Source organism: Bifidobacterium sp. ESL0763, from assembly GCF_029433395.1.
Taxonomy (GTDB): domain Bacteria; phylum Actinomycetota; class Actinomycetes; order Actinomycetales; family Bifidobacteriaceae; genus Bifidobacterium.
This window is the reverse complement of the sequence record NZ_JAQTHW010000002.1, coordinates 1,362,016-1,383,255: the sequence shown is the minus strand read 5'-3', so window position 1 is coordinate 1,383,255 and position 21,240 is coordinate 1,362,016. Positions and strand designations below refer to the sequence as shown.

The 21,240-nt window shown below is 67.3% G+C and carries 10 protein-coding genes; 5 read left to right on the top strand and 5 right to left on the bottom strand.

Annotation, left to right across the window (positions count from 1 at the left end; translation table 11 throughout):
- Window positions 1-22 precede the first annotated feature (22 nt).
- The 4 genes from PT282_RS06385 to PT282_RS06370 all read right to left on the bottom strand — a co-directional run bounded on the left by PT282_RS06385 (window position 23) and on the right by PT282_RS06370 (window position 10,318).
- Entirely contained in the window at window positions 23-1,459 is a 1,437-nt protein-coding gene (locus PT282_RS06385; protein ID WP_277168696.1) for a MoxR family ATPase, read from the bottom strand.
- On the bottom strand, window positions 1,456-7,485 hold the full coding sequence (locus tag PT282_RS06380) for an Ig-like domain-containing protein (RefSeq protein WP_374114151.1): 6,030 nt from the start codon (window positions 7,483-7,485) through the stop codon (window positions 1,456-1,458). Before PT282_RS06380 ends, PT282_RS06385 begins: the two co-directional genes overlap by 4 nt.
- Window positions 7,486-7,602: 117 nt before the next feature.
- Entirely contained in the window at window positions 7,603-9,006 is a 1,404-nt protein-coding gene (locus tag PT282_RS06375; protein WP_277168694.1) for a serine/threonine-protein kinase, read from the bottom strand.
- 244 nt (window positions 9,007-9,250) lie between these two features.
- The gene (locus PT282_RS06370; RefSeq protein WP_277168693.1) at window positions 9,251-10,318 is read right to left on the bottom strand and encodes a 2,3-butanediol dehydrogenase; all 1,068 of its coding nucleotides are present in this window, start codon (window positions 10,316-10,318) and stop codon (window positions 9,251-9,253) included.
- Window positions 10,319-10,526: 208 nt separating this feature from the next.
- On the opposite strand from PT282_RS06370, the gene PT282_RS06365 reads away from it, so the two are divergent.
- Both PT282_RS06365 and PT282_RS06360 read left to right on the top strand, forming a co-directional pair.
- Window positions 10,527-11,192 carry a GNAT family N-acetyltransferase gene (locus tag PT282_RS06365; RefSeq protein ID WP_277168692.1) on the top strand — a complete coding sequence of 222 codons (666 nt, stop codon included), beginning with the start codon at window positions 10,527-10,529 and terminating at the stop codon, window positions 11,190-11,192.
- A gap of 147 nt (window positions 11,193-11,339) precedes the next feature.
- Entirely contained in the window at window positions 11,340-12,734 is a 1,395-nt protein-coding gene (locus tag PT282_RS06360; protein ID WP_374114166.1) for an MFS transporter, read from the top strand.
- A 4-nt stretch (window positions 12,735-12,738) separates the two neighbouring features.
- Here PT282_RS06360 and PT282_RS06355 read toward each other — a convergent pair whose 3' ends face one another.
- Window positions 12,739-13,650, bottom strand: a complete 912-nt coding sequence (locus PT282_RS06355) for a MerR family transcriptional regulator (RefSeq protein WP_277168690.1) — start codon at window positions 13,648-13,650, stop codon at window positions 12,739-12,741.
- 251 nt (window positions 13,651-13,901) lie between these two features.
- On the opposite strand from PT282_RS06355, the gene PT282_RS06350 reads away from it, so the two are divergent.
- The 3 genes from PT282_RS06350 to PT282_RS06340 all read left to right on the top strand — a co-directional run bounded on the left by PT282_RS06350 (window position 13,902) and on the right by PT282_RS06340 (window position 21,240).
- A complete protein-coding gene (locus PT282_RS06350) occupies window positions 13,902-15,407 on the top strand; it encodes a carboxylesterase/lipase family protein (RefSeq protein WP_277168689.1) in 1,506 nt (501 codons plus the stop codon).
- Between the two features lie 21 nt (window positions 15,408-15,428).
- The gene (locus PT282_RS06345; RefSeq protein ID WP_277168688.1) at window positions 15,429-16,649 is read left to right on the top strand and encodes a nitrate/nitrite transporter; all 1,221 of its coding nucleotides are present in this window, start codon (window positions 15,429-15,431) and stop codon (window positions 16,647-16,649) included.
- 175 nt (window positions 16,650-16,824) lie between these two features.
- Window positions 16,825-21,240, top strand: a complete 4,416-nt coding sequence (locus tag PT282_RS06340) for a PD-(D/E)XK nuclease family protein (RefSeq protein WP_277168973.1) — start codon at window positions 16,825-16,827, stop codon at window positions 21,238-21,240.

The following is a 21,240-nucleotide window of genomic DNA, read 5'->3' as shown; positions in this document are numbered from 1 at the left end:
CGTTCGTTGCATGCGGGCTTCCTCACGCTCCGATGGTCGGCACGGGGACGGCCTCGAGGATCTCGTCGATCAGGTCCTCGGGCTTCTCGCCCTTGAAGGCGGCCTCGGCGGTCAGGTTGATGCGGTGGGCCAGCACGGCGCCGGCGAGGTCGCGCACGTCGTCGGGGATCACATAGCCGCGTCCGTCGGCCGCCGCCCAGATGCGGGCGCAACGGGTCAGCGCCAGGGCGCCGCGCATGGAGGAGCCGACCTTGGTCTTCTCGCTGAGCCTTGTGGCCTCCACCAGCCGCTCGATGTATTCGAGGATGTGCTCGTCGACGTGCACCTCGCCGGCCACCCGGCGCATGCGCAGGATGTCGTCCTCGTCCAAAACGGGCGAGACGGCGTTGGCGCGGTCGGTGACGTCGATCTGCTTCAAAATGTCGATGGCGGTCTCGCGGCTCGGCGCGCCCAGCGAGGTCTTGATCAGGAAGCGGTCCATCTGCGCCTCGGGCAGCTTGTAGGTGCCCAGCTGCTCGAGCGGGTTCTGCGTGGCGATGACGATGAAGGGCTGGGGCATGTCGTAGGTCTTGCCGTCCACGGTGGTCTTCTGCTCCTCCATCACCTCCAGCAGCGCGGACTGCGTCTTCGGCGAGGCGCGGTTGATCTCGTCGGCCAGCACGATGGAGGCGAAGACGGGGCCGCGGCGGAACTCGAACTCGCCGGATTTCTGGTCGTAGAAGGTCACGCCCACCACGTCGCTCGGCAGGAGGTCGGGGGTGAACTGGATGCGCTTGAACGAGGTCTCGATGGAGTTCGCCAGGCCGCGCGCCAGCTGGGTCTTGCCGGTTCCGGGGTTGTCTTCCAGCAGCACATGGCCGCCGACCATCAGCGCGGTGACGCACAGCTTGATCGGGTTCGGCTTGCCGACCACCACCTTGGAGATGTTGTCGGTGAGCTTGGTGAAGTCGCGCTGGAAGCTGCGGATGGCCGGGCTCGCCTCGCGCATGATGGTGGGGGCGGCGGACGTGGTGCTAGTTGTGGCGGTGGTTGCGGAGGCCGGCGCCGCAGGAGTCGCCGCGGTTGCGGATGGGGTGGCGGTCGCCGGAGCGGCCGTCGGGGCCATCGCCGGGGCCGGGTCATCGTATGCCGAAGCCGGCTGGGCGGCGCTCTGGCCGGAGGCGCTGCCTGCCGTGCCGTCATCCATGGGCAGCGAGGTCTCGGCCGGGAAGGCGGTCTGCGGCGCCGAGGCGCTCAGCACGGTCTCCTCGCCGATCTCGGATTCGCCGGTCGCGTCGGGCAGGGAACCGTTGAGGCTCGAGAGGATGGTGCCGTCGTCGATGGGCTGGCCGCCGCCGCGGTTGGGCAGCGAGGGGAACACGGTGCCGTTCGAGCCGGTGGTGTCGTCGCGGCTCGGCAGGTGGGTGGCGTCCGACAGTTGCGTCTCGTCACTGACTGGTTGTTGGTTCTGCTCGGTCATCGGTTCTCCTTTGTGGTTGGCCTTGCGTCTTGGCGATGGTTGAAGTTGTTGGATTGGGCATTGGCTTGGCGCGGATGCTTTCGGGACGACGGAGTCATCGACATAACGGAGGCATCATCGGAGTCGAGGCTCAGTGCGGACGCTTGAGGCCGCAGTGACTGCATGCTTCGACGGATGCTGCCGACATGGTGCTGGTTGGGGTCGCCGGTGTCGTTGTTGAGGCGGGAATCGCTGCCGAAGACCTGGACCTGCCAGGTGTAGTCGGAGCTGTCGGGCAGGTCGTGCACGTCGATTGAGGACGCCCAATCGTAGTCATGTTCCTGGCCGTTGGCCCAGATGTGGATTTTGGCTTGCCAACCCTGGTTATAGGTAGTCGGTGTGCCGGAGACCGTGATGTGGTCATGGTCTTGCCATGTCAGGCCGATGCCTCTCATGTCGGCCTTGGGGTAATAGCCCACATTGCTGCCATTGGCGGAAGCTGTGGGACCGACTTGGTCGCCGAGCGTCTGTGCGATTGTGTGATTGTCGCAGTCGACCCAAGGATCGACGTGCCAACGCTTGAAAGTCGTGCCGCTGCCCACTTTCTCCTTGTCGATCTGGAAGCCGTTGTGCCTGCCGTTGCCCGACCAGCTCAGCATGCAAGTATCGTTGCCTTCGAGATGTATCTGGACGTTGCTGGGCTCGTTGATATGGTATGTTGCTGGCGCACTGGCATCGCCGGTCTTGGGAGACGTCCCCGACTTCGAGGCGTTCACCTTGCCGTGCACGGTGACGTCCTGGCCGTACTGACCGTCGTCGAGGAGGAAGGTATGTGAGCCGCCGGAGCAGGAAACGGTCCCCGTCCACGCACCGCTGATGGCGATGCTGGAGCACCCTGCGTTGTGGGTGTTGCCGGCATTCGCGGTGACTGTCATGTGGGAGTCGTCGGTCTGGTTGAGGCTGACCGAGGGAGCGTCCGGGTCGCCCCACGGCTTGGCGTCGCCTTCGAAACCGCTTTCGACGCCGTCGCCGGCGCGGTTGTGCGCCTGGACCTTGGCCTTGATCGATTGGCCGTCGCTGATGGAACCGTCTGCGATGTCGAATGACAGGCTATTTCCGCTGGTCGTATCGCTCTGCCCATCGCTCAGGGTGACCCTGTAAGAGTCCGGCTTGCTGCCGGTGGAGGTCGGTGCGTCCCAGCTGACGTCCACCTTGTGGTAGCCGCCGGTCACCTTGATGTTGCCGGGGGCGTCGGGCACCTTGTCGGGCATGCCGTCCACCGCCGCGGACTCCTTCGACCAACCGACCTCGTTCTTGGCGCGGACCTTGAAGGAATAGGTCTTGCCGTTGGTCAGCCCCGTAACCTGGCAGGTGGTGACGGCGCCGCACGACTTGCTGCCCTCTCCCCAGTTGACCTCGTAGTCGGTGATGGGGCTGCCGTTGGCGCTGCCGGGCGTCCAGGAGAGGCTGACCATGCCGTCGGAAGGCTTGCCGGCGATGGGGGAGAGCAGGGGTGCGTCGGGCTTGTCGATTACCGAAAGGGTGATGGTGCCGCTCACCTCGCGCTCGTGGCTCTTGGTGGCGTCCTGTACGCCCACGACCACCGTGTTCGACGAGGCGCCGATGTCGGAGGCCGCGTGGATCGAGATCGACCCGCTGTGCCCGCAGTCCACCTTGAGCTTGGCGGCGTCGTCGGCCTTGCAGCTCACCACGCTCAGCGATTTGCCGGGGAAGGGGTTGAACGCGCCGTCGAGCACGTTGACGGTCTCGGTCGAGCCCGCCTTGATCTGCTTGTGCACGTCGGCGATCTTGGCCAGCGGGCGCGTCGACTGCGAGACCTGCGCCGTCAGGCCCGCCGAGACGGTGCCATTGGAGTACTTGATGGTGATCGGGATGCTGGAGATCGAGCCGACCGGGGCGTCCGCCTCGGCCTTCACCGAAAGCCTGCCGCCCGCGCTCAGGTGCGCGCTGACCGGTCCGCTCGCCTCGCCGCCGGAGTAGCTGTAGTCCTTCTCGTCCTCGTCGAGGCCGCTGGGGGCGTGGGTGAGCGCCTTCAGATCGACGGTCTTGGCGTCCTCGCCCGCGGCCACGTTGATGGTCGGCGAGGAGAAGGTGGGCGGCGGCACGTTGCGGCCGATGACGGTGATGGGCAGCGTGAGCACCGCGGAGTTGACGATCTTCGCCTGCTTGACGCCGTTCTTGTCGACCTTGCCCACCGCGTGGTCGTCCTTCTTGCCGTCCATGGCGGTGAAGGTGATCGAGGCCGGGCCGGCGTAGTCGCGCGGAGCGGTGAACTTGAGCGTCTGGTCGTTGACGTAATAATCGGAGTTCGCGCTCTTGGTGGCGCTCACCGAGCCCTTGTCGACGTAGGCGGTCTTGCCCGGCCCCACGCGCACGTAGTCGGCGATGTTGATGGTCACCGTGCGCTTGGCGTTGACCTTGATCTTGGGGGCCTTGGGGCGCAGGGTCGGAGGGAAGACGCCGTAGGCCGGCACCTGCACGAAGGCCGTGGAGGTGACGTTGTAGGTGGTGTTGGTGACGGTGTAGGGCACGCTGCGCGCCTCGCTGGTCAGGTCGATGCTCACCGTGGTCGACTTCGCGCCGCCCTTGACGCGGGCGTGGGCCTGCGCGGAGGGGTCGATGCCCACCTGCAGCTCGTCGGCGGTGCCCGAGGGGTTTGCGATCCACTGGGAGAGATCGACGTCCACCGACTTCTTGTCGAGCGTGGCGGCCGAGGGCACACGATAGTCGTAGGCCGTGGGCGGCTCGATGGGCGCGTTGGGGTCGGTGGTGACGCTCAGCGTGCCGGTGTCGGCCAGGCCGGCCTTGTCGTGCACGGTGTAGATGACGTAGGAGGTCCCGGCCTGCGAGGGCGTCTTCAGGCTGATCATGTTGTCCTTGACGCTGGCGCCGTCGATGCCCTGCGCCTCGAGCTTGGGCGAGACGGTGAGGTCGGTGCTGTCGCCGGAGATGTCGTTGAGCGCCACGGGCACGGTGGCTCGGGTGTCGGGCCGCAGGGTCACCTGGTCGTCGCGCGCGTAGACGCCGGAGCCGGAGGTGTCCTTGTAGACGCCCACGCGGATCTGCGCCTGGGCGCGCTGGCCGGTCCAGTCCTCCACCGCGTAGGAGAAGGTGTCGGTGCCGGTGGAATCGGCGTAGGCCTGGTAGACCAGGTAGTTGGCACCCACCTCGTCGATGCGGCCGAGCTTGGGGGCCTTGTTGCCCAGGCCCAGCAGCGTGTCGTCATCGCCGTCGTTGTCGATGCCGGTGAGGGTGATCGGGATGCGCACCTTCTGCCCGGAGGCCACCTGCGCCTGGGTGTCGTGCGGGGTGGGGGCGGTCTTGGTGGTGGCGTCCTTGGCGTGCACGGTGATGGTGATGGTGCCGGAGGCCGCGTTGCCCACGTTGTCCTTGACCGTGTAGGTCACCGGGTAGACCCCGGGGGTGGAGGAGGCCTCGTAGCGCACGTTGTCGCCGGAGACGAAGACCAGGCCCTTGAAGGTCTTCTTGTTGTACTGCAGCGCGTTCTGCAGCTTCACGGTGGTGCCGTCGGCGTGCGAGACGTGGTCGATGGCGTCCACCGAGACGATGCCGCCGGTGCGCACGTTCGCGTCGATGTTGGCCGCCTTGGGCGCGGCGTTCGTGGTGGTGAGGGCCGGCGGCTGCAGCACGATGGTGCCGCGCGAGGAGCCGGAGGCGTTGGCCACCGTGTAGCTCAGTTCCACCGGCTTGGTGGGGATCTGGCGGGCCGTCATGTAGACGCGCTTGTGGGCCACCAGGCCCGTCTTGATGCCGAGCTTCGGGTCCACGCTCACCGAGGTGACCGAGAGCACCCCGCCCATCGGATCGGTGTCGTTGTTCAGCGGCTCGACGATGGCCGTGCGGTCGGCGCCCAGCAGCGCCACGTCGTTGGCGGCGATCGGCTTGGCCGACTGGTCGGTCACCGGCTGCACCTCCACGCGGGCCAGGCCCTGCGCCTCGATGCTGCCCTGGGTGATGGTGTAGGGCACGTAGTAGGTGCCGGGATTGCTGGCCTTGAAGGTGAAGGAGAGGTCGGCGGCATTGGCCGAGGTGGTGGTGCCCTCCGGCGCGTTGACGGCGGTGAGCAGCGGCGGCTGGGCGCTGGTGCCGTGCACGTACTGCTTCAGGGCGATGGTCGTGGTGGTGTCGGGGGTGGTGGTCTTGCTCACCGCGTCGATGAGCGCGGGCAGCGTGTTGGCCGGGCGCACCGAGAAGTAGACGAGGCCGGTGCCGGTGGCACGCCCGTCGGAGGCGGTCACCTCCACGCCCACGCGCCCGCCGGTCAGGGAGCCGGTGTTGAAGACGAGCTGGCCGTCGGCGCGGGTCGAGATGGCCACCTGGTCGTTGTTCTGGGCCACGGCCGAGGTGAGGGTGAGCGGGTCGCCCTCCGGGTCGGTGAAGGAGCCCAGCGCGTTGACGGTGATGGTCGCGCCCTGCTCCACCTCGTATTCGGGAGGGGTGTCGCTCTGCGCCGGGGCCTGGTTGGCCGCGCCGGCCTCGATGTTCAGCGAGACGGTCGCCTCGCTGCTCTGGCCGCGCCCGTCGTTGATCTCATAGGTGAAGGAGGTCTTGCCGGGCTTGGCGTTGGTGGCGTCGAGCTGCAGGTAGCGGCCGGCGTAGATCGGCGAGACGGTGATGCCGGAGCCCTGCACCGGGCCCACCTTGGTGATGTGCAGCACCGAGCAGTCGGTCTGCTCGTCGTTGCGCAGCACGTCGAGGATCTGCTGGCCGCCCACCCTGGCGCCGAACTGGTCGTCCTGGGCCTTGATGCTGCCGGACTTGGCGGAGCAGGTGGGCTTGAACTCCTTCTGGTTGTTGGCCGAATCGCTGTTCTGGCGCTGGTTGGTGGCCTTCTTGGTCTCCACCTGCTTCCACTGGATCTTGATGACCTTGGTGGACTGGTCCGGGTTCCACACGTTGCCGTTGACCACGTCGTTGAGCACGACGAGCCGGTGGTTGGTGCGGAAGACGAGCTGCGAGGTGGGGGAGACGGATTCGAGGGTCTTGTAGGAGGCCTTGCCCGCGCCCGTCGCGTCGGCCGCGCCGGCAGGGGAGCACAGGCGGATGTAGTTGTGCGCCTGCTGCGACCACGCCGCGTAGAGGCAGCCGTTGGAGGAGACGGGCTGCGCCGGCTCGGCCTTGCCGCCGTTGGGATAGCTCGCCACCTTGTTGCCGTGCGAGAAGTCGAGGGTGAACACGCCGTTGCTCGCCGAGGCCGCCACCCAGTCTTCCTGGTTGCCGTCGGTGGGCGGCGCTTGCAGTGAGAGCTTGCCCTTGGAATCGAGGTCGGCCTTGCCGCCCTTGAAGACGAGGGTGTGGCCGGTGGCGATGACCGGCCGGTCGCCGATGACGGTGAAGCTGTCGGCGTTGGTGTGCTGGCCGTCGGTCAGCGATTTGAGTTGCTCGGCCCTGGCGTGCTCGTTGTCCATTTTGAACACCATGCCGTCGGAGGGGCGGTAGCCGTAGATCGCGCCGTCGTGCGTGACGGCGACCTTGCCGCCCTCGCCCAGCCGCATCTGCGGGGCCGAGGTGGTCGGCGCGATGGAGTCGAGGTCGCTGGCCTTGCCGGTCCACACGTTGCCGGTCCTGGAGTTGAGGAACGCCGCCGAGCCGCCGCCGACCAGCGCCTTGGTGGAGCTTTTGGTGTCGCTTTTGCCGTGGATGCCCAGCGTGGCCGCCTGGATGCCCTGGGCCTTGGTGCCGTCGCTGAGGATGGTGTCGTCGTCGTGCTGGGCGACGTCGAAGGAGGGGGTGGTCGGCGAGACCGCGCCGTTGGCCTGCTTGAGCCTCACGTTGAACCTGGCGGCCTTGCGGTCCTTCAGGGAGGTGACCCACACGGTGCCGTCGTCGAGGTGCACGTGGGCGCGGGTGACGGTGTTGACGATGATGGCGCCGGCCACGATCGCCAACAGCACGAGCAGCATGACCACGGGGGTGAGCCAGCGGCGGTTGGTCTGCGAGTTCAGCCGCTTGAACGCCATGCCGATCCGATGCCGCCTGGCGCGTCCGTTCGATGTCTTGCCCATTGTTCCCGCCTTGCTTCTCGTCACTACCGTTCCATCGTAGTGCAGATATGCGTCTCTTTGTTCCGTCGTTCCTTATTATTTGGTGCTATCGCATGGCTTCGCGCCGTTTCCCTGTCCCTATTTCGCCACGCACGCGATGGCCGGCGTGGGCGACATCCGTCCGTCGCCGCGCACGATGCTCACCTGCACGCAGGTCTGCGCCGTGCCCGGGTCGTCGATGGTCAGGCTGGTGCCGTGCGCGATCTTGGTGCCGGCGCCCTTGCCGTCCCCGCCGTCCTGGACCTCGGCCCAGGCGTAGGTGTCGCCCGGCTGCGGGTCCGGGTTGGTCCAGGTGAAGGTGATGGAGGAGCCGTCGGAGCTGCCCTTGAGATTTGCGGGCGCGGCGACGGACTCGTCCCTGTCGTTGCCCTCCACGTCGTCGCGTGCGTGCGTCTTGCGCTCGGTTGTGGCGCCGTTGCCCACGCTCGTGCGGTTGGCGCTGGCGCCGGAGTCCATATGCGGCATCACCACGAAAACGAACACCGCCGCGATGGCCGCCAACGCCGCCACCACGACCGCCGCGATGGCCCATGGCTTCTTCGAGCGCTTGGGCAGGGCGGGGTTGGCCTCGCGCCCGCCTGCGCGCCTGCCGGCGAGCTTGTGGTCGCTGGGGTAGGGCTGCTCGTTCTCGGCCACCAGCGGCGTCATCGAGCCGAAGCAGTCGCGCTGGGCCTGCTGCAGGGCGCGGGCGAACTGCAGCGCCGAGGCGTAGCGGGCGCCCGGGTCCTTGGCCATGGCCTTGAGCAGCGCGCGCTCGACCTGGTCGGGCACCTGGGGTAGGGAATGCCTGGGGATGGCGTCGTCGACGATATGCTGCGCCAGCTGCTGCTGGGTGCGTGGATGGAACCAGTATTCGAAGGGTGACTTGCCCACCAGAAGGCCGTAGAGCGTGGCCGCGAGCGAGTAGATGTCGGCCGCCTCGTCGCCTCCGCCGGCGCCGGTGAGCACCTCGGGCGGGGCCCAGGGCACCGAGAAGCCGGTGCGCGCGTGCGATTCGTAGACGCTGGTCGAGATGCCGAAGTCGGAGAGCGCCGGCAGGCCGTGGGCGGTCACCAGGACGTTGGCCGGCTTGATGTCGCGGTGGATGACGCCGTGGGTGTGCGCGGTCTGCAGGGCGCCGGCGAGCTTGACGCCGAGGTCGAGCATGGCGCGCACGCCGATGCCACCCGAGCGCATGATCTGCTTGTAGGAGCCGTTCGGGGCGTATTCGAGCATCAGGTAGGGCAGGCCGTCGTCGGTGAGCCCGGAGCCGTGGATCGAGAGGATGTAGGGATGGGTGGAGAGCGCGGCCATGATGTCGGCCTCGCGGGTGAACGTGGCGTTGAAGTCCTTGCCGGGCCTGGACTTGCCCACCTTCACCGCCACGTCGCGCGAGGGATTGAGCTGGTGGTAGAGGTAGACGTCGGCCGTCGAGCCGGAGCCGAGGGTGCGGATGGGCCGGCAGCCGGCCACCCCCGGCGCCTGGTTGCCTGCGATGCCCATATCCCGCTCCTTTTGTGTCTCCCATTGTTCCGGAGGCCACGTCGTGGTGGCACCGGATGCGCCGTGCGATACCACCATGATAATGAGATGGACTCACCAACCGCAGATGCCCAGACATCCGGGCGTGTGGTGTCGGGCCCGGCCGGGCAAAGCGGAAGGCCCGCGCCGGGATGTGGCGCGGGCCTTCTCCTTTATGCCGTTCGCGGCGGGAACCGTATCCGTCCTTGCCGCAGACGGCTGAATTCTAGAGTTCGACGAGGATCTTCACATGGTGCTCGCCGTCGTCGCGCAGCTGCTTGAGGCCCTTGTCGACGAGGTCCTCGGCCTTGATCTTGTCGGTGATGAACGGCGAGAGGTCGATGTGCTTGTCCTGCACGAGCTTGATGGAGCCCTCGTGGTCATTGCAATAGGCCAGCGAGGTCATGATGCTCTTCTCGGTGCGGGTCAGCTCCTTGGCGACGTTGAGCTCGAGCGGGCGCACGTGGATGGCCACGATCATGACGGTGCCGCTCTCGCGCACGGCGGCGATGAGCTGGTGGACCACCACGCCCACGCCCGAGGCGTCGAAGGCCACATCAGCCCCGGCCCCGTCGGTCTCGGCCTTGACGCGCTCGGCCAGGTCCTCCTTGCTCGGGTCGACCACCACGTCGGCCACGCCGGTGTCCTTGGCGGTCTGCTTGCGCACCTCGGAGAGCTCCGACATGATGACCTTCAGGCCCTTGGCCTTGAGCACCGCGCCGAGCATGAGCCCCACAGGGCCCGCGCCGCCGACCACCGCGGTCTGGCCGGCCTCCGCGCCGCTGCGCCGCACCGCGTGGTAGGCCACGGTGAAGGGCTCCATCAGCGCCGCCTGGTCGAGCGGGATGTCGCCGACGCCGTGCACGAAGCGCGACTCGACCACCACATGCTCGCTCATGCCGCCGCCACGGCCGTTGATGCCGATGCCGCCGACCTTGTCGCAGGTGTTGTAGTGCCCGGCCTTGCACGAGGGGCACTCGCCGCACACCATCATCGACTCGATGCACACGTGGTCGCCGACCTTGAGGTCGGTCTGAACGTCGTCGGCGATGGCCTCGACGGTGCCGGAGAACTCGTGGCCCAGCACCACCGGGATGCTCTCGCCCGAGATCGGATGGGGATGGCCGGGCACGTTGCCGCTCACGGATTCGGGCCCGCTGTAGTACATGTGCAGGTCGGAGCCGCAGATGCCGGTGTAGGCCGGATGCACCTTGATGGTGCCGGGCTTGAGCTGGGGCTCGGGGATCTCGTCGATCTGGATGTGTTCCTTGCCATAGTATTGAACAGCCTTCATTATTGCCTCCTTGCAGTAATCGGTAAACATTTTCATTGTATCGTGTCAAACGGTTCGACATGGCTTGGCGCGAGGTCTGTTTTTGCCAACTTTCTCACACTGTGGATGGGCAGGCTATGCGCCTTTGCCGCATTGTCGGCTCGTCGGCCGGCCTTCGCGCCATCGGCCCTAAGATGGAGGTATCCGTATATGCAAAGGGGGATCGGCAATGGGTGAGTCATCGGCAGTCGTATATCGTTCCATGCGGTGGAGCGACCTGGAGGATGTGGTCGGCCGCTTCGACCAGATGTGGGGCGACGACGTGCCCACGGCCGGCAGCCCGGTCTCGCTTCTCATGTCGCGCTATTACGTGCTGCACTACCTCGCGCCCTCCACCCACTGCGAGGTCGCCACGCTCGACGGGCGGTTCATGGGCGTGCTGCTCACCCGCGTGGTCGGCGACCCGGTGGCGTTCCCGCAGGCCGAGGGGGAGCGGCAACGCGCCGCGGACGAGCTGAAGACGACCGCCATCGGCGCCGAGGGGCTGCGCTACGCCGAGTATTGGCGCGACGTGGAGATCGACCTGGAGCGTTCGGCGGAGATCGGGCGGAGCGCGCAGGCCGAGCTGGAGCTCTTCCTGGTGGCCGCCGGCGCCCGCGGCCACGGCATCGGCGGGCACCTGTGGGGCGAGGCGATGCGCCACCTGGCCTCGCGTTCGGTGGGCCGCTACTACCTGCACACCGACAGCGCCTGCGACGTGGGCTATTACGAGGCGCACGGCCTTTCGCGCGACGCCGAGCGTCCGAGCGCCGAGCATCCCGAGGACGTGCGCGCCATCGGCAGCGCCCTCGACGACCTCTATATCTACGCCGGGGACGTGCCCGCGGCCAAGTGACGGAGTGAAGAGGTAATAAGCGGGCGTCCGGCGTTGGAAACACGGCCGATCGGACCCTGTTTTGCATAATTCCCCATTCGCGTGTAAACGGGATAGTGGGAGGTGTGTATGAGCACGGCGCAGTCGGCGGCGATTTCGACCAGCCAGATGTCACATGAGTTCGCCTGCAAGCCAGAGGGAAACAACGGGGGGCCGCATCGGAAAGCCAATCCCTACAGGGAGCTGTTCTCGATACCGGGCGCCAAGGCGTTCTGCATCTCCGGGGCGGTGGCCCGCCTGCCGATGGCCATGATGGGGCTGGGCATCACCCTCGCCTTCGACGCGCTCTACGGCAACTGGACGATCGCAGGGTCGATGAGCGCCGTCTACATCCTCGCCGTCGCCGTCTCGGCCCCGATCTACGCCAAGCTCTTCGACCGCTACGGCCAGCATCGCATCGGCGGAGCGGCCCTGGCCATCCAGGTGGCGGCCATGCTGCTCTTCGCCGTGGCGACGCTGGCCGGCCTGCCTGTGCCGGTGCTTTTCGGCTGCGCCATCCTCACCGGGCTGACCCAGTTCTCCTTCGGCGCCCTGGTGCGCACGCGTTGGGCCTACGCGCTGCGCGGGCCGCAGGACGCCGACCTGCTCAACACCGCCTATGCCATGGAGGCTGCCATCGACGAGGTGATGTTCATCGTCGGGCCCATCCTGGCCGCCTTCCTGGCGACCTCGGTGCACCCGGTCTCGCAGCTCTTCGTACCCGCCGTGGCCTGCCTGCTCGGCGGTTCGGTCTTCTTCTCGCTGCGCCGCACGCAGCCGCCGGTGCTCAGCGTGGTCGAGGTGCCTATGGCCTCGCGCGACGACGCCGACGTGGCCGGGGCCAACGGTGCCGACGGGGTGGTGGTGCGCCCGGACCGCGGGCCCTCACGGCCGGTCAACCATCTGCTCGAGGACCGCGGCCATGGGGCCCACAGGCCGAGGACGGTGCTATTGTGCCGCGGCGTGGTGCCGCTGCTGGTCATCTTCGTGGTCTACAACCTGAGCTTCAGCGCCTTCGATGTCTCCGTGACCAGCATGATGCAGGCGCTGGGACGGCAAGGCCTGCTGGGCGTGCAGCTCTCCATGTTCGCCATCGGCTCGTGCGTGGGCGGACTGGTGTTCGGCGCGCACGCGCCCAAGGGCTCGAACTGGCGGCACATGGTCGTCTTCCTCACGCTGCTGGCGCTGGGCTATCTGCTCATCTGGCTGAGCGTCGGCCACCTCGTGCTCTTCGCGCTGCTCTCGATGGTCTCGGGGCTGTGCGTCTCGCCGATCTACGCCATCGGCAACCTGATCGTGCAGGGCATGGTGCCGGTCGGCCAGCTCACCGAAGGCCTCTCCTGGGTGGGCACCGCCGGGCAGGTCGGCAGCTCGCTGGGCTCCACGCTCGCCGGCATGGTGCTCGACGCCGCCGGCTACCACGCCGGCCTGGCGCTGCCCTGCCTCACCACGGTGTGCACGCTGGCGCTCGCCCTGGTCGGCTGGGCCGTCTCGTCGCGGGACAAGGCCGGTCGCCGGTCCTGAGTGGCTAGGCCGCCTTGCCTTTGGCGGTCTCCCGGACCGGTATCTCCATGCGTGTGACGTGCTCGGACTGGTCCGCCGACTCATAGTCGCCGATCAGGCAGTACTCGATCGGGTCGCCGCACATCGCATAGCCCTTCTCGGCGATCTTCCTGGCCATCTGCTGGTAGATCTCGGGGCAGCGGGGGAAGGAGCCCTTGAAGGTCCTGCCCGCATAGAGGCCGGCCGGCAGGATATAAGGGGTCTTGGGGTTCGCGTCGCCGGTGTAGAGCAGCGTCTTCTTGGCGGGGAAGCAGTCGTCGGCCAGCTGCGTGACGTCGACCACGTAGGCGGGGATGCTGCGCAGCGCCTTGAGCCGCTCCCGCTTGCTCAGCGCGCTGTATTTGGCGAAGGTGTAGGGCAGGTCCTTGTCGTAGACCAGGTCGTTGGAGACCAGCTCGAAGGACCGTTCGTCGTAGTGCTCGAAGGTGGTCAGCGAGGTCTGCGCGTCGGAGAGCGAGGAGAGGAAGACCGTGAGCTCCTCGTGGATCGCGGCGCGGTGCTCGGAAAGCTCGTCGATCTGCCGGTTGATGGATTCCAGTTCCTCGGAGGTGAGCTCCAGGGTCGATTTGAAGTCCTGGTGCTTGAGGTAGCGGGCGGTCTTCTCGATGCTGAAGCCGAGCGAGCGCAGCTCGGTGATGATGTTGAGCTTGAAGAAGTCCTCCGAACCGTAGACGCGGTAGGAGTTGTAGGGGTTGCGCCGGGGAGTGAGGATGCCCTGGCGCTCGTAATAATAAAGGGTGTCGGCGCTGATGCCGTAGATTCGGGCGGTCTCCTTGACGGATTTCCCCTCGCGCAACGGATGCACGACCGTCATGTTCGACGGCGACCCGTCCGCGCCCGTCAGCACCTCGCCCGTGTCCTCCCGCGCTTCGCTCATGACCGCTCACCTCCACCATCCTTGGTCCGACTCCAAGGTTCGTTCCGACGGTTTCCGGTAGTTGAGTCCGAAAATCATGGATTTTTTGGCTCTTTCTGCCTATTTTAGCCAGGGGGCACACCACTTCCGCCAGGCCTTGACCTTGGTGTCGGACAGGGGTATAGCCTGAGGGCGTTTTCAAGAGAAAAGAGCCGAAAAGCGCGGAATCGCAACGATTCCGGGCCGCGGCCAAACGAACAGGAGGCAATGCGATGACATTGCAGAGAGTGAAAACGACCACCGGTGTCCTCGATGGTTTCATGTCGGAGAAGAACGTCGAGACCTATCTCGGCATCCCCTATGCCAAGCCGCCGATCGGCGACCGCCGCTGGAAGGTCCCGGAGCCGCTGGAGCCGTCCGACGAGCTGATCTCCTGCCGCCGCCTGGGCTATTCGGCCATGCAGGACAAGGACAAGTACGAGCCCTCGAGCCTCAACCCGCAGAGCGAGGACTGCCTCTACCTCAACGTCTGGGTGAAGGACAAGAGCAAGAAGAACCAGCCGGTCATGGTCTACGTGCACGGCGGCGCCTACTTCTCGGGCGGCTCGGCCGACCCGCTCTACTTCGGCGAGAACTTCGCCGCCAAGCAGGACGTGGTGCTGGTCTCCATCAACTACCGCATCAACGTCTTCGGCTCCATGCTCCTCTCCGCCCTGCCCGGCGGCGAGGACTACAAGGAGGCCGGCTACCTCGAGATGCTCGACCAGATCCTCGCGCTGAAGTGGATCAAGAAGAACATCGCCCAGTTCGGCGGCGACCCCGATTCGATCACCCTCTTCGGTGAGTCCGCGGGCTCCTCCTCCGCCGCGCTGCTGGCGATCTGCCCGGCCGCCAAGGGCCTGTTCAACCGCGCGATCTGCGAGTCCGGCCCCATCCAGCTCTACAAGACCCCGGAGATGGCCGAGCCCTTCGCCCACGAATTCGCCGAGATCATGGGCTGCAAGAGCGTCGACGAGCTGCAGCAGAAGAGCTCCGACGAGCTCATCCACGGCATGGACATCATGTGCGAGCGCGACCGCAACGTCGTCTCCCTGACCTATTCGCCGGTCTGCGACGGCACGCTGCTGCCGAAGAACCCGATGAAGGCCTGGGCCGAGGGCGCCGCCAAGGACGTCGACATCATGACCGGCTGCTGCGAGAACGAGATGAACTACTTCAAGTTCTACTTCGAGGACCTCAAGCCGTTCTGGCACGGCCAGTTCCCGTTCCACTTCGACAAGAAGACCCCCGTGGAGAAGTGGGAGAAGGTCTTCGCCCAGCTGCACGGCCAGGACGAGCTCGACAACGACTACGTCGAGTTCATGAACCAGACCGGCTTCCGCGTCGGCACCGACCTGATGGCCCTGGAGCAGAGCCAGTACCGTCCGACCTACACCTATCTGTTCACCTACAAGTCCACCAAGGAGGGCATGGGCTCCTGCCACGCCATCGAGGTGCCGTTCGTGATGCGTAACCTCGACACCTCCGACGGCCTCGAGTTCACCGGCCCGAACCCGCCGGAGCACCTGAGCGACGAGATGAACGCCGTCTGGTACAGCTTCGCCAAGTACGGCAAGCCGCGCCCGGAGCTCGTCGGCCTGCCCGAGTGGCCCGCCTTCGACGACGCGAATCGCAACTACATGGTGATGAACGACAAGAAGTGGGAAGTGCGCCAGAACATCAACGACGACAACATCAAGGCGTTCACGCCGATGTACGACGAGTCGATTCTCAAGTAGGAAAACGACAAAGGACAAGCTATGAAAGAAAACAAACTCCCCGCAAAGCGCTGGGCGGTGCTGTTCGTCGTCTGCCTGATCTGCTTCGTGGCGAACTTCCTGCAATACCAGGTCTCCGCCTGGGGCCCTGACGTGATGAAGATGCTGCATTCCGACGCGGCGGGCCTCTCCAGCATGATGCTTATGCCGATGCTGACCGCCGTCTTCCTCTCGATCCCCTCCGGCACCCTGGCCGACCGCTACGGCGTCAAGAAGATTGTGACCATCGGCACCATCGTCTCCGTGGTCGGCGCCTTCGTGCGCTGCTTCACCCTGGGCTCCATGCCGATGCAGCTGATCACCATGTTCCTGATCGGCTTCGGCATCGCCTGCCTCAACGCCAACCTGGCCAAGATCCTCGGCACCTGGTTCGCCGACCAGACCGGCTTCGCCATGGGCGTCTTCTACGCCGTCTCCTGCGTGGCCATCGTGGTGGCGCAGGCCGGCGCGACGCTGATGGGCAGCCTGTTCATCTCCTACATGGTGGGCGCGGTCGCCATGGCCGTCTCCTTCGTGCTCTGGATCCTGCTGGCCAAGGACGCGCCCGAGGGCGTCGAGATGCCCGAGCCGGAATCGGTGATGACCTATCTGGGCACCGCCATGAAGAGCAAGAACGTCTGGTTCATCGCCCTGGCCTACGGCCTGACGTTGGCCTCGACCACCGGCTACGCCACCATCCTGCCCAGCGCGCTGCAGATCAGCAAGGGCGTCAACCCCCAGCTGGCCGGAAGCCTCGCGGCGGTCATCACCGTCGGCAGCTTCTTCGCCTGCATCGTGGGCCCGGCCTTCTGCACCAAGATGGGCAAGAACAAGGCGTTCCTGCTGATCACCACCGTCATCGGCGGCGTGATCATGATCGCCAACTGGTACGTACCCATGGGCATCGGCATGTGGGCCATGCTCGTGCTCAACGGCTTCTTCACCGCGCTCTCCGGCCCGATCATCCAGGCGATGACCCCGGCCATCAAGGAGATCGGCACCAAGTACGCGGGCAGCGCCGGTGGCGTCATCGGCACCGTGGGCCTGCTGCTCTCCTACTTCCTGCCGCTGATCGTCGGCAAGGTCGCGGGTGACAACTGGGGCCTCAACCTCACCATCGAGAGCGTGCTCTTCCTGCTGAGCTTCATCCCGCTCGTCCTGCTGCCGGAGACCGGCGCCAAGGGCAAGTATGTCCAGGATCAGCTCGCCGAGCAGAAGGCATGATCTGATCGAAACGCCGCCGGCCGTTTGCTCTCATTGACGGCCGGCGGGGCTTGAATCCATCGGGCCGGACGTGACCAAACCACGTCCGGCCCGTTTTTTGCCGCTCGGGCACGAGGGAACCTAGACTGGAACGATGATGACAAACAGGCGAGGGCGTTTCGAGGGCGGCACGGCGATGGACGCCGTGCGCCGGCTGATCGGGGGAGACGGCGACGGGACCGGCGACGCCCCGCACGCGGTGGTGGTCACCGGGCCTCCGGCCTGTGGCAAGACCGAGTTTGGCCTGCGGGCCACGCTCGAGGGCATCGGGCGCTTCGGCGACGGACGGGTGTCGATGGTGGTCTCGGGACGCCAGGCCGCCGACAGGCTTTCCGACCGGGTGATCAGGGCGCGCGGGACGAGCTCCGGGGCGAGGCCGGTGACCACGCTTTCGGCCATCGCCTTCCGCATGGTCGGCGCTGAACGCAAGGCGGCGGACCGGCCGCAGCCCAAGCTGCTCAACGGCGCCGAGCAGGACGCCCTGTTGCGCGCGGTGGTGGGGGTGCACATCGCCCACGCGCAGGCCGGCGAGTTGTGCGGCACCTGCGAGCTGCTACGGCGCTATTTCGCCTCCCGTGACTGGGCGCAGACGATCTACGGCGAGCGGTCCGACGACGGCGGCGCCGCGGCCAGGACCACCTCGCAGGGCATCGGTGGCAGCGACGTGCTCTTCGCCAGGGGCATCGACGACACGTTGGTGATGCAGCTGCGCGACATGCTCGCGCGCATGGACGAGCTCGGCCTCGACGCCGGGCGCGAATCGGCGGCGTTGGAGGCGCTGGGCGAGGCCGAACACCACACGCAACGCACCGAGCGGCTGGGCGTGCAATGGCGGCTGGCCTTCGCGCTGCGGGGCGAATACGCGGCCATGGTCGCGCGCAGCTACCCCGACGAGTTCCGTCTCGACTCCTCGCGGCTGCTTGTCGAGGGCGCGCGGGCCGTGGGCAGTGTCGGCGCCGAATCGTTGCCGGCGCTGGTGGTGGCCGACGACTTCCAGGACCTCACCCTCGCCGGCCTCGCCTTCCTCGAGGCGCTCGCCGCGCGTGGGACGAGGCTTGCGCTGATTGGCAATCCCGACGAGGCGGTGCAGACCTTCCGCGGCTCCTACCCAGAATACCTGTTCGCTCGGGCGCGGCAGGCGCCCATCTCGGCGGTGGCGGTCGAGCTGGACGCGTGGTCCGGCGGCGATGACGCTGACGATGCCGACGATGACAATGATGCGAATAATACAGCCACATTTAATAAGGACGCCGGGCACTCGTATCTCGATCTGGTCGCCTCGCGCGTCTCCCTGTCGATCGCCAGCGAGCGCGACACCGACGTGCCCGTCGCCCAACGCCCAGGCAAGCTGCCCGCGCTCGACGGCGCCCTGCCTATCGCGCCGTTGGACGCCGCCTCGCCGACACTTCGCGACGGCAGCGTGGGCACGGCCCTCTACCGCAGCGAGCGCGAGGAGCTCGACGACATCGTCTTCCGGATCAAGCGCGCCCATCTGGTCCAGGGCGTGCCGTGGAACGACATGGCCGTCATCGCCCACGACAACGACGTGGTCCGCGCCTTCGGCGAACGGCTGCGCGGCGACGGCGTGCCCGTGCGCTACTCGGCGGTCACCAAACCGCTGAAGGACGACCCGAGCGTGCAGGGGCTCTTCGCCTTGGTGGAGCTCGCCCAGCTGCGTCGCCGCGGTGCCGCCGCGCGCTCCGACGACCCCGTGCGGCTGGCGCGTTTCGTGCGCTCGCGGGCACGGGAACTGATGGAGAGCCCGCTGGTGGCGGCACGGTCGAAACGTGGCGGCGAGACGCCTGCGCGCTTCGACCCGGTCGACTCGATCATGCGGGCCATCGCCTCGCTTTCCCGCGTCATGGACGAGGGGCGGGACGGGGGCAGTGGTGAAACCGGTCTGAACGGTGGCGCCACGGGGGATGCGGCGAGTTCCGAAGAGACCTTGGACGTCGACGTGACCGCCACCCTGCCGCAGCTGCGCGAGCGGTGGCGCGGGATGCGTGAGGGGTTCGACACCGAACCCGACGGAGAGGTCGGCGTCGACGACAGCATCGTCGACCCGGCCGCCGGCCGCCCGATGCCCTTCGGCGTCGAGGCTATGTATGTGATGCTCGCCCTCGGCGGCCAGGAGGACGGTAACGCGAATACGCGCCAGGCCGTGGATGACGGCAAGGACGACCGTGAAAACGTCGATGCCGCCGCAGCCGGTTCCGACGACCCGGCCCAGATGATCCTCAGGATGATCGACCAGGTGGGCGGCGGCAGTCCGTCGGCCCGCGCCTTCGCGCACGTGTGGGCCTTGGTCGGGCAGGTGGCGGGCAAGCTCGGCTCGCTGCCCGCCGACGAGCCGCAATATGCGCTCGGGCTGGCCTGGGACGCCTGCGATGTGGCGCGCGGCTGGCAGGTCAGGGCACTCGCCAACACGGCCGAGGGCCGGGCCGCCAACGACCGGCTCGACGTGATGATGAGGCTCTTCGCCTATGCCGCCGGATCCGGCGCGAAGCAGAGTGTCGCCGACTTCATCGCCGGCGTGCGTTCGATGCGCATCGAGGCCGACTCGCTGGCCAAGGTCGCGCCCATCGACCAGGCCGTCACGCTCACCACCCCCGCGGGCTCGGCCGGCGGGCACTGGCCCATGGTCGCCATCGTGCGGATGCAACAGGACGTCTGGCCCAACTTGAAGCCGCGCAACACCCTGTTCGGCGGCGAGGACCTGGCCGCCATGGTGCTCGACGGCGGGCTCGACGACGACTGGGAGAAGGCCGTCACCGGCCGTGATCCCGAGCTGGCGCGCGTGCTGGGCGCCGAGCAGAAGAGCTTCCTGGTGGCGCTCACCCGGGCCGGCTCGAAACTGCTGGTCAGCGCCGTGTTGAGCGACGACACCGCCCCCTCCGACTTCCTCTATATCTATATGCCCGAGCGCTTCGACCGCGACCCGGAATCGGTGCGCTACGCCGTGCTCGAAGGCGCGGACCGATACTCCGGGCTCGACGCCGACCCGCGCGGCATCGTCACTGCCGCGCGCGCCGAGCTGATGCGCGACTCGCAGGAACCGGAAGGCTCCGCACACGTGGACCAGGCGGGCGTGCGTGACGCCGCCACATCGCTGGCGCTGCTCGCCGATTCCGGGCTGGACGTGGCCGACCCGGGCCAGTGGCCCTATATGGGAGCCATAGCGCATACGGGCAGGCGTGACGGTTCCCAGACGGATACAGGCAAGACCACCGGTGCCGCTTCCAAGTCCGATATGAACGCGACCGCAAGCTCCGACCGCCCCACGGTCACGCTCTCGCCCTCGCAGGTCGACCGCATCTGGGCCTGCCCGGTCTGCTGGATGCTGGAAAGCGAATTCGCCGGTCCTCGGCCCTCGAGTGCGGCCACCAGCTTCGGCTCGATCATCCACGAGGTGGCCTGCCGTGCCAGCGAGCTGGGACTGGACGCCGCCGACTTCATGCAGGGGCATGACGACACCGAGCGGATCGAGGCCATCCGCACGCGCATGATGGACCTCTACCACGCCCTGGCGGGCGACCCAGCCGAGATCGCCGACCCCGAGCAGCGCTATCAGGCCGAGCGCAAGGACGAGGGCGCCGGGCACGCGCTGGGCGACATCGCCACCTACTTCGTGCTTTCCAACGAGCAGGGCTATCCGCATGGCAACACCAAGAACTTCACCGTCGGCCGGCTCGAACAGGCGCAGTGCGAGAGTTCCTTCGCCGCCATGTTCGGCCTCGACGACGTCCTGGAAGCCTACAACGCCATCGACTCGGTGACCCCGATCAGCCGCGGCGAGCTCGCCGCCATCATGGGCGCGCTCAACGGCGGATGGCCGGAGGGGATGCGCGAGGACCTGCGCATCCGGCTCACCGGGCGCATCGACCGCGCGGAATGGCGCGTGGGCGGGAACGGCAACGAGCGCCTGCGGCTCATCGACTGGAAGACCGGCCACAAGCACGGGCCCAAACAGGTGTTCAACGACCTGCAGCTGGTCTGCTACCAGCTGGGCGTCGCCTTCCCCGAGGCCGAACGCCACGCCGCGGGCAACAGTGACGAAGAGCGGTCGCAGCAGCTGCGCGGCACCGCCGAACGCGCCGGCCTGCATGGCCTCGAGGCGCTCGCCGGCATGCCCGACATCGCCCAGAGCGCCCTGTTCGACGTCGACGAGGCCACCGCTCCCGCGCAGAGCGGCGGCGACGAGAGCACCTTCCAGCCGCCGCTCTTCGCCGGCGGACACCTCAACGACACCGCGTTCACGCCCCGCAGCTACTATCGCGACTCCGCCAAGCTCACCGACATCCCCGAGCTGCCCTCCGAGGCGCCGCAAGAGGTGGGCGCGCGCGCCTGGAGCGAGTTCGTCGCCCTGCGTGGCACCCAGGCCGTCTGGGCGCTGACCATGATCGCCCGCATCTTCTACACCGCGGCCGCCTCGCGCTCCGAACGCATCGTGGCGCGCCCGCAGGCCGACCACCTGGCCCACTGCCATATGAGCGCGGTCTGCCCGGCCTGCGCCGGCGAGGTCGATACCGTCTACGAAGTAAGGAAGGGCTGA